We start from the raw sequence: 11629 nt of genomic DNA, 5'->3' as shown, positions 1-11629 counted from the left end.
TTAGGAATCTATGGCTCTTATAACACGGGCCAGCTTGGGCACCGCCAACTGATAGCTTGGATGTAATTCCATTCTTCTCGCTACACCAGTTGCTCTATCTGTACAATTTTAAAACACGCCCTAGGCTAGGACAAACTCTTCAGATCAAGTCCCGCCATCATTTTCAGTATCACTAAACATGAAAACCACTTTTCTTAGCCTGCTCCTGTTCGCATCTCTGGCTGTCTCGGCGATCTCAGATACGCCCAAGGTGACCTTCAAAGGATTTCTGGACACTTATTACGGACACAGCTTCAACAACTACGCGTCCGACCGCCGTCCAGGCTTCCTTTACAATCTCACCACGACAGATGAGGCCGCGGTAAATCTCGCCCTCATTCAGGCGGATCTCGATGGCGGCTGGTATCGCGCCAGCCTCGGCCTGATGGCGGGCACCTACTCGCAGGAAAACCTGGCCATCGAACCCGATGCCCTTCAGCACATCTAAGAGGCCTATGCCGGGTTCGCTTTGAATAAAAGCCGCACACTCTGGCTCGACCTCGGCGTCTTCACCTCTCACATCGGTTTTGAAAGCGCGATCTCCGCGGACAATCCCACACTGAGTCGCAGCATCATGGCGGAAAACTCGCCCTACTACCTCGCGGGTGGCCGCCTGACCTGGAAACCGGATGAGCAATGGGAACTGGCCGCCTTTATCCTCCATGGTTGGCAGCGCATCCAGCCGCTGGATGGCAACAGCCTGCCGGGATTCGGCACCAAGGTCGCGTGGAAGTCGCATGATCGACTCACACTAAACTGGAGCACCTATGTCGGAAGCGAGTTTCCTGACGAGCAGCGTCGTATGCGCTATTTCAACAACCTCTTCGCCCAGGTGGCGCTCACGCGTTCCGTGAGCCTGTTCCTTGGCTTCGACATCGGCTGGCAGGAGCGCGCCACCGCCGGGTATGACACTTGGTGGTCTCCAAACATGATTGTTCGTTGGAAGCTGAATGATCGTTGGGCCACGGCCTTCCGCGTCGAGCACTACAACGACGGCGCAGGCGCCATTGTCGGCCTTCAAAACGGCACGGCGCTTACGGGCTTCTCCTTCAATGTGGACCGCCAGATTCACAAAAACATCCTGTTCCGCATTGAGGCGCGGCATCTCTACAACGGCATGCCAGCCTTCCAGCACGGAGGTTCGCTTGTTCGCAATGACACTTCGCTGATGGCATCCCTTTCCATCCGCTTCCCTTAACCATCTTCACCCACGGCTGCATCATTCAGCTTTCAGTCTGGCTGTGGTTCACCGTGTTGTTTGCCATTCACGCCGAAGCCGCCGCCGAAGGCCGTGGCAAGGCGCAAGCCACGAGCCTCAGACACCCTTACCCGTCTCCACAAAGGTTCGATTAAAAGGAAAAGAAAAAATCTTGAGTGCCATCATCTTCAACGCGCTCAAAGGCGTGACGTATTGCGCCATCGGTGCCACCGCCGTCATGCAGCGCCACCTGCTCGTCAATGGCCTCGGCGGCAGCCTCGTCCCCTTCATCGGCATTTCTTCGCCGAGTGGAAAAATCGAAACGCCACGATGCAGTTGGCAAAGCGGTCTGCACAGTCCCCTGTGCGGTTCTGGGCACGCTCGCACCCCACAGAGGAGTGTATGGACCACTTTCCATGACAGCCCCCATCATCGACGACAAAATCCAAATCCGCCGCCTGCTCAATGAGGCATTCACACCTTCTTAACTCCATGATTACCCCTGTTTACTAGCAGGAAGGCAGTTCAAGCGCAGTCTATGAGCATGAGTGATCCATCCACATCTTCAAAACCTCGCCAGCCAATACCGGTGGCTGTCGTCGGCCAGTTTAGCTGGGGGCTGACGACTCTCTTCGTGCTGGCCTCGGTGTGCTGGGTGCTTCTGCCTTACACGGGCTCCACGTTTTCCGCGCTGGTGTTTCTGCTGGCCATCGTGCTCGCGGGCACGCGGTGGAATCGTGGGCCGGTGCTGGCGATGGGTGTGGTGAGCGCACTGGTGTGGAATTTCATCTTCATCCCGCCGCGATTTACCTTTCACATCGAAAAGCCGGAGGATGTGGTCATGTTTGGCATGTTCTTTGTCGTGGCGCTCAGCATGGGCCATCTCATCACGCAGCTTCGCGAGCGAGAGGCGGCGTTGGAGAAGAACCATCGCGAGCAGGAACAGCTTCAAGAGGCCAAACATCGCGCCGAGCTCGCTGCGGAGGCCGAGAGACTGCATCGCACGCTGCTCGATAGTGTGTCGCACGAGCTGAAGACGCCCATCGCCATCATCCGCACGGCAATTGACGGCCTCGGCACGGCGAATCCCTTCGCGGCGGAGATCGAGACGGCCACAAGGAGGCTCCAACGCATCGTGGAGAACTTTTTGGAGATCACCCGAGTCGAATCCGATGCCGTGAAGCCCTCGCCCGATTGGTGCGAGATCGGCGATGTGCTTCACGCAGCCATCACGCCGCTGCAGCGCGAGCTTTCGCCGCATCCGCTGCGCATCACCGGAGCCGAAAACCTGCCACTGCTGAAGCTCGACAACAGGCTGCTCTCGCAGGCGCTCGCCAATGTGCTGCACAACGCCACGCAGCATGCACCGGCGGGCAGTGAGATCGAGATTGGCGTGGAACTCAAGAATCAGGCTTTGGAACTGCGCGTGCGCGATCACGGCCCCGGTCTGCCGCCGGACATGGAAGAGCGTGTGTTCGAAAAGTTCGCGAGAGCCTCGGGAGCGCCTGCGGGCGGCACGGGGCTAGGATTGGCTATTTCTCGCGGCTTGATGCGGGCCATGAAAGGTGACATCACGGTGCGCAATCATCCGGAAGGCGGCGCGGAGTTCATTTTCAGCCTGCCGGTCAAAACACGCCAGCCATGAGCAAAGCCCTGATCATCGACGACGAACAGCAGATGCGCCGCCTGTTGCGCATGGTGCTGGAATCGCGCGGCTACGAGGTCTGCGAGGCCGATGAAGGCCAGCGCGGGCTGCAAGAGGCCGCGTTTCATCGTCCGGATGTCGTTTTGCTCGATCTGGGCCTGCCGGGCATCGGTGGGCTGGATGTGCTGAAACGCCTCCGCGAGTGGAGCGATGTGCCGGTGCTGATTTTGAGTGTGCGTGATCAAGAGGCCACCAAGGTCCAGGCTCTCGAAATCGGTGCCGATGACTATGTGACGAAGCCTTTTGGCAGCGCGGAGCTTCTGGCGCGACTCGACGTCATCCAGCGCCGCCGCGGCCCGCGCCACACGCCCGAAATCATCGCCGGACCGCTCAAAGTCGATCTTTTGCATCACGAGGCCCAAATCGACGATGAAGCCCTCAAACTCACTCCGACCGAGTTTGCGCTGCTCCGCGTGCTCACCGAGCACACGGGCCGCATCGTGACGCAAAACCAGATCGTGAAGCAAGTCTGGCCCGGCCAGTCGAGCGACCCAAGCGAAGGCCTGCGCGTCCACATCAACCACCTCCGTAAAAAACTCGGCGACCGCGGCATCCGCATCGTGAACGAGCCAGGCATCGGCTACCGGCTGGAGGTGGAGTGAAACCGGCTTTCATCATGCGCGCATCAAATCCGTGCATGAAATCAGGCTTTCCTTGCCACGCGTAATGTGATTGATGGCTGGATGTCCGCGTCTCCAACCACTGACGACTCATCTTCGCTCTCACGTCGCGCCTGGCTTGTGGTGGGCCTGCTTTTTCCTGTGGCGCTGCTGAACTACCTCGACCGGCAGATGATCGCGTCGATGAAGGTGTCCGTGATGGGCGAGATCAAGGACATCGGCAGCGAGGCAAACTGGGGGCACATGCTGGCGTCGTTCAAATGGGTGTATGCCATTTTCAGCCCCATCGGCGGCTACATCGCCGACCGTTTCAGCCGCAAGCTGACGATCTGCGGCAGTTTGTTCGCGTGGTCGCTCATCACATGGCTCACCGGGCATGTGGGCAGTTTCAACGAGCTTTACTGGGCGCGCACGGCGATGGGTATCAGCGAGGCGTTTTACATTCCAGCGGCGCTGGCCTTGATCGCTGACTATCACACGGGCGGCACGCGTTCGCGGGCCGTGGGTGTGCATCAGATGGGCATTTACTGCGGGGTGATGACCGGCGGTTTCGCCGGATTTGTGGCCGACTCTCCGGATCTCGGCTGGCGTTCCATGTTCGACTTCACCGGACTGGCTGGCATCCTTTACGCCATTCCGCTTCTGTTCCTGCTGCGCGATGTGCCGATTCAGGTCGTGAAACAGGCAGCACCAATCAAGACTACTGTGATCGACAAATTCATTCAAGCGCTGGATAACATCATCGAAACCACGAGAGAATTGCTCACCAATCGCAATTTCATCCTGCTGGTGCTTTATTTCACACTCCCGGCGCTCGCCGCCTGGGTCGTGCGCGACTGGATGCCGGCGATCCTGCAAAAAGCCTTCAACATCAGCCAGGGGAAGGCGGGTGTGTCCGCCTCGCTCTACTGGCAGGCGGCGGCGCTGCTGTCCGCGATTCTCGGCGGCTGGCTGGCGGACCGCTGGATGCGTCGCAGCCAGCGCGGGCGCATTTATGTCAGCGCCATAGGCATGATGCTCATCATCCCCGCCATGTACGGTGTTGGCAACGCGCCTGCGCTGAACTCCTTCGCCCTCGCCGTCGCCTCGTTGGTTCTCTTCGGCGTCGGCTGGGGTTTTTTCGACTGCAACAACATGCCGATCCTGAGCCAGATCGTGCGCCCTGACATGCGTGCGACGGGCTACGGCATCATGAACTTCGTCAGCATGATGTGCGGCGGTGTGGCGGACTGGGGCTTTGGCGTGATGTCCGACCGCCATGTGCCGCTGAACATGATCTTCGGCGTTTTCGCCCTCGTTTGCGTCGTCTCGCTGATGATTGTGCTCATGATCCGGCCGAAACGAGAAGGTTAAGGGTTAGGAGTGAAGAGTTAGGCGTGTTGCCCACAACACGTAACCTCCTAACTCATAACTCATCCCGTTTTCTCACCCGCCGCAAATCTTGCATGGCGTGCCTTCGCCGGGCTGGCAGAGCTTCGCGGGATTGAAATAACGGCAGCCTGAGTTGTGGCGGATGCCGGAAGAGCTCAGGCTTTTTCCCGCAGGTGGCGCGTTTCCACCGCCTGATCCGCCACCGGCCGCTGGCTTGCTAGAAGTCGCGGTGCTGGCAGGCGGCGTTTTCATGATTTCCCGGTTGGAGACCACCAGCGCGCATGATTTGCGCAGCAGGTCGGCGACGCCTTGTTTGTCACTGCCGAGACTGCCACGGCGCAGCTCGGGCACTCCGGGCAGGCGTTTCCCCTTGCTGCTGTCTCCGAGCATCTCGTCCAGGAGCTCGCTGCGATGGCATTCGGTGATCCCTCGCGGCTCGGGCGGAGCGACTGCGGAGGATGAGGAGCTTTGCTTGCCCAGGCTGCGTGTCTCGGGCGAAAAGAACACGCCCAGCACCTCCATGCGCTCGCTGAGCACGAAGCCGCCCACGGCATCCGGCACCAGCGGAGCGTCGTGCTGGAAACGCGTGGAATCAATCAATCGGCCCACGATGCCCGTGGTCATCGTCACCTGTTCAAAGCCGCGGCGGGAAGGATTCAGCGTCATCGAGGCCACAAAGATGCCCTGCCCGAACGTCGCTCCATCGCGGGCGAGGAACGTGCCAGCCTGCGTCGGGATCGCCGTGCATTGCAGTAGCGCGAGGCCGCGTTTCGAGTCCAGTTTCACGACATTCGCCGGAACATCTTTTCCCTCGTGATGGATTGCCACCGGATGCTTTCCCTCCGCAAAGGCCGCGTCGGTGATGAAGTAGCCTTTCCCGACCGGCAGGCCCAGGCCGCGCACAACGACCTTCTCCATCAGAGGCTCCACGATCAGCGGCGCTTGTTTCGCCGGATCACCCCCGCTGGAGATTTGAATCTGCAGCGCTGCTGTCACCGCCTCGTCAAGATTCAGGCTGTAGGCGTTGATCAGTGATGTTGTGCCGTCGAGCGCCTGAAAAGTGCGTGTGCCCGCGTGGTAGAGCGTCCTGGCCAGCAAGCGCGCGCCTCGCTCCGCCGGCACCTCGCTGGAAGGCAGCACGAGAAACGATGCGCCGGAGGCCGCCCAGATGCCTTTCTGCGCCGGGAGTTCGTTCACCACACGACAGAGAAGGCCCTCCTGCAGGATTTGATTCACCTCAAAGTTCAGCGGTTTCGCGTTCACCGCCGCCTCCAGCGTCACCTGCGCCTGTTGAGCGAACTGCTGGTCCTCCGCGGAGAAGGCTGTCGCCGGGAAAACGGCCGTTTTGCCATCCTTGCTCCTCAGCAGGAGCCTGCCTTCCTTCAGCCCGGCAAACTCGGCCTCCACCGTGCGCGATCCGTCCGTGCTGCGCCATTCACGCGCTGAAACGGGCGCGCAAAGCATGAGCGCGACGAGAAAAAAGTTCCGCCTGTTCATGGCGGCGAGACTAAGCAAGATCACCTGATGAGCAACCGGCTACTGCGGCCTGCCACCGCGGCTCAGCTCCGCCCAGGCCTCCCCAAATGCCTCCGTGAGCGCCTGCCAGTCCTCCGCGCTGGTGTCCCAGCCACTGCTGATGCGCACCACGCGCCGCAATTCATCCGCGCTGGCTCCAAGCGCGGTCACCACGACAGACGAGCCCTCCTTGCCCGAACTGCATGCCGAACCGGTGGAAATGCTGAAACCACGCCGCGACAGAGCGGTGAGCCATTTCAGGTTGTGATGCGCGGGCATGACCATCAGCACCGTGTTCCAAAGACGCGGCGCGGACTCACTGATCACACGCAGATCTTCAAATCGAGAGCGCATGGCGGCGATGAAGGCATCGCGCCGCTGGCTTTGCTGCATTTCGATTTCACGCAGCCGCGGTGTGATCGTCTCCAAGGCCGTGACCATCGCTTCAACCGCCGGGTAGTTCTCCGTCCCGGCCCGGCGGCCGTTCTCCTGCGGCCCGCCGCGCAGGAAGCTCAACTTCGAATCGTCCGCAGGCAGAACGATAAACCCGCAGCCCTTCGGGCCACCGAACTTGTGAGCACTGCCGGTGACGAAATCGCATTCGCCGAGGTTGGCTGCGTCCAGTTTGCCAATCCACTGCGCCGCGTCGGTGTGAAACAGCACGCCTTGCCCGCGACAGAGCGCCGCGATCTTCCGCCAGGGCTGCAAGGCGCCGCTTTCGTTGTTCGCAGCCATCACGGAGACCAAGGCTGGCCGTTTTGTGGCGATGAGCGACTGCACCGTCTCCGGTTCCACGACGCCATTCGCGTTCACAGGCAGCTCCACAGCATTTCTTGCCGCCATTCGCACGCTGGGATGTTCGATGGATGAAACCGCAACCTGATCAAACAACGCCATCAACGCGTTGTTCGACTCCGTGGCCCCGCTGGTGAAGACAAGGCGTTCCGCTTCGATACCGAGCAGCGTTCCAAGTCGTTCACGAGCCGATTCGAGCTGCTGAGCGGCCAGCCCGGCATCGCGATAGAGACTGGACGGGTTGTGCCAGTGCTTGTCGCTCGCACGCAGCCAGGCCTCACGAGCGGCGGGATGCAGCGGGGTGGTCGCGTTGTGATCGAAATAGCCGTTCATGCTGCGGACTTGAAACGCGATGGCAGCGGGATGTGCGCGAGCATCAGGATGAACGCGAGACCGATGTAAGGCAGCCAGGCGTCGCTTTTGCCGTTGTTGCTGATGCCATTGACGAAACCGAGCGCGCCAACGCCTTCACTCAGCGCAAAAAGCACCACGTTGCCGGCCACGAAACGTCCGCGATTGGCCGGATCATCGGTGCTGAGCTTTCCAGATGTGAAACCACCCAGCAGCAGCTTCCGCAGCACAAAACTCAACGCCGCGGCACTGCCGGCGGCCAGGGCGATCACGTTGCTGAGTGTGGAGGCATCGGCCTTTCCTGGAATGAAGGTGTTGCTACTGAGCATCGCGGCATAAACGAGCAGCGAGGAGCACAGAGCGCCCCAGATCACGAAGACAATCAAATGAGCAGGTTTCATGGCTGGAGATTGATGCGTTCGGGATGGGTGTAAACATTCATCGTTTCTCCACGCAGGAAACCAATGAGAGTCTGCCCGGCTTCTTGGGCAAAATCGACGGCGAGGCTGCTCGGAGCCGAAATGGCGGCCACCAATCCGATTCCACCTGCCAGGGCCTTCTGGATGATCTCAAACGACACCCGGCCGCTGACGAGCAGGATGTGCCGATCGAGCGGCAACATGCCATTCATGAGCGCATGGCCGAGAATTTTGTCGAGCGCGTTGTGGCGGCCGACGTCTTCACGCAAAACGACCAAATTGCCGTCGAGATCAAACAAACCGCTGGCGTGCAGGCCGCCGGTTTTCGAAAACGTCTCCTGCGCGGCACGCAGCTTGTCCGGCAATGACGCGATCAAGGCCGGTGTGACCTGCCAGCCGCCTTTCACGGCTGGAAACTGCTGAAACACGCTCTCGATGCTCGTCTTCCCACACAAACCACAGCTTGAGGCGCTGAACACATGCCGTGTGAGCGAATCCCAGTTCACCACGGCACCACCGAGCAACACATCGACAATGTTGCCATGCTTGTTGCCCGTGCTCGGGCATTGCGAGACCTCAAGGATGTCACGCGGCCGCTGCACGACGCCTTCGCTGACAAGAAACCCGGCCGCCAGTTCCTCATCGTGGCCGGGTGTGCGCATCACCACGGCCACAGAGCGGCCTTCGACACGGATTTCGAGCGGTTCCTCCGTAGCGGTCACGTCCGCCACTTCATGCGTCGCGCCCGAGACATTCACTTTGCGCACCTGCACCTCCGCGATGGCTGGACGGGCGGTGCTCATCACGACGCCTCCATGAAATCGGCTGGCAACACTCCTGCAGGCACACGGCGTGGCTCTGCGATGAGGCGCACCATCTTGTCAAAGATCTCACGTCCACGGATGATCTCGATCTCCACGCGCATGAAATAGAACGGAATGTCCGACTTCGGCATCTTCGGAAAGCGCACGTAGTCCTTTTCCGTCGTCACCATGCAGTGCACATCGCGACGTTCACAGCGATCGACGAACTGACGCAGCTCCGGCCCATGAAAGCGATGATGATCGGCGAAGCGGGCGATCACCTCGATCTTCGCGCCCAGTTTGCGCAAGCCGTTCTCAAAACTCTCCGGCACGGCGATGCCTGAAAGCGCACCGACGAACTTATCCTTCAGTCCGTCGATGGGAATGCGCTCACCGGTGTGGATGTCCTCGAAGTGCATGGCGCGATGGCGGCACTCGATGATCTCGGCGGCACGGTTGTAGCGGCGGATCTGCTTGATGATGTCCTCGGTGTCGCCGTCGGACTTGGTGATGAAGATGTAGCTGGCGCGGCGCAGGCTGCGTGGCGGCTCGCGCAGGGTGCCGCGAGGCAGCATGTAGCCGTTGCTGCCAAAGGGTGCCGTCTTGTCGATCAGCACGATGTCATGGCGATGTTTGAGGCGTAGATACTGCAAACCGTCGTCCAGAATGAGAACGTCCGCGCCGAAAGTCTTGATCGCATGCGCACCGGCCTTCACACGGTTTTTGTCCACCACGACCGGGATGCCTTGGCAGTTCTTCGCCAGCATGAAGGGCTCATCGCCTGCGTTATGCGAGTCGAGCAGCACTTTTTCGCCATCGGACACGATGCGCGGCAGCGGTTCGGCGGGTTTTGGGATCAGCCCGAGTTTCGCGGCCATTTTCTTGGAGAACGGCAGCTTCTTCTGACGCTTGCTTTTGTAGCCGCGGCTGAGAATGCACACGCGGCGGCCGTGCTCATGCAGCGCCTTGGACAGCATCTCCACGACCGGCGTCTTGCCCGTGCCACCGACGGTCAGATTGCCGACGCTGATGACGGGGACACCCAGGTGGTGGTCATGGATGTAGCGGTGACGGTACAGGTAAAGCCGCGTGCGCACCGCTGCCGAGTAGATGCCTGAAAGTCCACGGAAGACCAACCGCAGCAACGACGCACGAATGCCGCGGCGGTTGTTGATCACCACGTCGATGACGAAGTTTTCGAGGTCTTCCAGAGTGTCTCTCACTGCCTGCCATAGGAGGCGGGGAACCGTGCCGCGTCAAACGAGACGCCTTGATGTTTGCGGCTCTGGAGCCGTGTCCATTCATGAACGCGACGAACGCTTTCCGCCCGGCATAGCTTGAGCCGGAACTCGTGCGCCGAGCAGGCGTTTGGCCAGCCGCGTCATCAGGTCCACGTCCTCGCTGCGCAGGAAGGCGAGGTACAAAACCATCATGGCCATGAAGAACATGAAAAGATTGTTGGATGTCAGGAAGATGCCGAAATGCAGGACAAAGCCGGCGAGCATCCCCGTCCTGTGCCAGCGACGGCTGAAGAGCAGCAGCGGCAGCGCCACCTCCACAATGAGGATGAGATAGGTGACCACCCGCAGAGCAAGATCGAAGTCCACAACCCACACGGCGGGCCAGCGTGCGTAATACGAAAGCAGATAGTAGCCCATGAATTCTCCGCTGAGCCAGAACGGGCTGTCCAGCCTGTCCAGGACGGTCTGCCAGTAGATGACCAGGAGCTGGACGCGCATCAAGGTGAGGCCATACGACCTTGCCACAGAGTCGTTCTCACGAGGCTTGTCCAGGGACCAGACTGCAGGCAGCGGAGACAAGAGGACAAGGAAGGAGATGCAACGCAGGACGAGGTCCCATCCGCATAGAGCGTTCACAGCACGGGCCGCGTAGGAGATATGCCACACATACACCACCAGCGCCGCGACGCGCTGCATCTTGCCCAGCAGGAGAAACACCAGCGCGACTCCGGCGACCACCATGACGACGGACACCGATCCTGCATCACGGCACCAGTCAAAGACGGTCAGGTAGGGCCAGAGGTAAGCCTTGCGCGTGACTTCCTGGTCGATCATGCCCGCGTCTGTCAGGAAAAACTCGCGGTCAGGCCAGAGCATCACGAGATTGATCAAAGCGGCCAGCGAGAAGGCAATGCGCACACACGCATAGATGCGCCCATCGGCGGGTGCCAGAAGCAGCCCTTCCAGGAATTGGCGGATTCTGGCTGGCATGAGTGGATTCTCAGGGTTGTGCCGCAGGGGCTAGGTCGCGCAGCTTGAACGGCCCCATGGTGGTGGTTTTTTTGACAGCGATCTCCCGCAAGTTCCTGACACCGAGAAGACTGCGGGTGTACCAAGTCTCGCAATCAAGCTGGAAAAGGGTCTCGGGCGGGTATTTCCCGGTTTTCAGCAGTGCCGCCGCCACCTGTCTCATGTAGGGCTCTCTCTGGTCGCTGCGCTCGTCGCGGTGCAGGACCAGCGTGACCCAGTTGCAGTATCGCGCGTGTTCAGGCTGCGGAAAGGGAAGCAGCCCCGGCACCCTCATCCCCACCCGATGAACCGGCTTGCCCGGACTGGCGACTGTGAGGTGCACATTGAGACGATGCACGTTTGGGATCGTCTTGAACATCGACCAGTCCTGCAGGCAGGTCGTGACATATTCGTAGCCACGAGACAGCTTCCCGGGAACGCTCCCGTCCGTCCATTCCCGCGGCAGGATGGAGACTGCCAGGAAGATCAAATGCACCGTTCCGAAGAACAAAATGCACCTGTGCTGGAACGGCTTGGACAGGCGAAAAAGCATCACTGAGAATC

The 11629-nt window shown here is 60.2% G+C and carries 11 protein-coding genes and 1 pseudogene; 4 read left to right on the top strand and 8 right to left on the bottom strand.

Annotated features, from left to right (window positions below):
- The first annotated feature begins 178 nt into the window (after window positions 1–178).
- A pseudogene (locus ACILSE_RS16990) lies at window positions 179–1237 on the top strand (porin).
- 151 nt (window positions 1238–1388) lie between these two features.
- Here ACILSE_RS16990 and ACILSE_RS16985 read toward each other — a convergent pair.
- Window positions 1389–1616, bottom strand: a complete 228-nt coding sequence (locus ACILSE_RS16985) for a hypothetical protein (protein WP_395718615.1) — start codon at window positions 1614–1616, stop codon at window positions 1389–1391.
- 165 nt (window positions 1617–1781) lie between these two features.
- Between ACILSE_RS16985 and ACILSE_RS16980 the strand changes: the two genes are divergently transcribed.
- From ACILSE_RS16980 to ACILSE_RS16970, 3 genes are all read left to right on the top strand, one after another.
- Window positions 1782–2882 (top strand): ATP-binding protein, encoded by a 1101-nt coding sequence (locus tag ACILSE_RS16980; protein ID WP_395718614.1) that lies wholly within the window; start codon window positions 1782–1784, stop codon window positions 2880–2882.
- Complete coding sequence (locus ACILSE_RS16975) at window positions 2879–3544, top strand: response regulator (protein WP_395718613.1); 666 nt, start codon at window positions 2879–2881, stop codon at window positions 3542–3544. The genes ACILSE_RS16980 and ACILSE_RS16975 overlap by 4 nt, the downstream gene beginning before the upstream one ends.
- Window positions 3545–3625: 81 nt before the next feature.
- Entirely contained in the window at window positions 3626–4915 is a 1290-nt protein-coding gene (locus ACILSE_RS16970) for an MFS transporter (RefSeq protein ID WP_395718612.1), read from the top strand.
- 72 nt (window positions 4916–4987) lie between these two features.
- Here ACILSE_RS16970 and ACILSE_RS16965 read toward each other — a convergent pair whose 3' ends face one another.
- The 7 genes from ACILSE_RS16965 to ACILSE_RS16935 all read right to left on the bottom strand — a co-directional run bounded on the left by ACILSE_RS16965 (window position 4988) and on the right by ACILSE_RS16935 (window position 11618).
- Complete coding sequence (locus tag ACILSE_RS16965) at window positions 4988–6430, bottom strand: trypsin-like peptidase domain-containing protein (RefSeq protein WP_395718611.1); 1443 nt, start codon at window positions 6428–6430, stop codon at window positions 4988–4990.
- A 39-nt stretch (window positions 6431–6469) separates the two neighbouring features.
- Window positions 6470–7576 (bottom strand): cysteine desulfurase family protein, encoded by a 1107-nt coding sequence (locus tag ACILSE_RS16960; protein WP_395718610.1) that lies wholly within the window; start codon window positions 7574–7576, stop codon window positions 6470–6472.
- Window positions 7573–7995 (bottom strand): hypothetical protein, encoded by a 423-nt coding sequence (locus tag ACILSE_RS16955; protein WP_395718609.1) that lies wholly within the window; start codon window positions 7993–7995, stop codon window positions 7573–7575. Before ACILSE_RS16955 ends, ACILSE_RS16960 begins: the two co-directional genes overlap by 4 nt.
- A complete protein-coding gene (gene fdhD, locus ACILSE_RS16950; RefSeq protein ID WP_395718608.1) occupies window positions 7992–8816 on the bottom strand; it encodes a formate dehydrogenase accessory sulfurtransferase FdhD in 825 nt (274 codons plus the stop codon). The genes ACILSE_RS16955 and fdhD overlap by 4 nt, the downstream gene beginning before the upstream one ends.
- Window positions 8816–10039, bottom strand: a complete 1224-nt coding sequence (lpxK, locus tag ACILSE_RS16945; protein WP_395718607.1) for a tetraacyldisaccharide 4'-kinase — start codon at window positions 10037–10039, stop codon at window positions 8816–8818. The genes fdhD and lpxK overlap by 1 nt, the downstream gene beginning before the upstream one ends.
- Before the next feature lie 78 nt (window positions 10040–10117).
- Window positions 10118–11047: a hypothetical protein gene (locus ACILSE_RS16940; RefSeq protein ID WP_395718606.1), complete on the bottom strand. Its 930-nt coding sequence runs from the start codon at window positions 11045–11047 to the stop codon at window positions 10118–10120.
- A gap of 10 nt (window positions 11048–11057) precedes the next feature.
- Window positions 11058–11618, bottom strand: a complete 561-nt coding sequence (locus ACILSE_RS16935) for a hypothetical protein (RefSeq protein WP_395718605.1) — start codon at window positions 11616–11618, stop codon at window positions 11058–11060.
- Window positions 11619–11629 lie beyond the last annotated feature (11 nt).

Origin of the sequence: Prosthecobacter sp., assembly GCF_044236155.1 — a bacterium.
In the GTDB taxonomy this organism is placed as follows: domain Bacteria; phylum Verrucomicrobiota; class Verrucomicrobiia; order Verrucomicrobiales; family Verrucomicrobiaceae; genus Prosthecobacter.
This window is presented reverse-complemented; position numbering and strand designations above follow the sequence as displayed.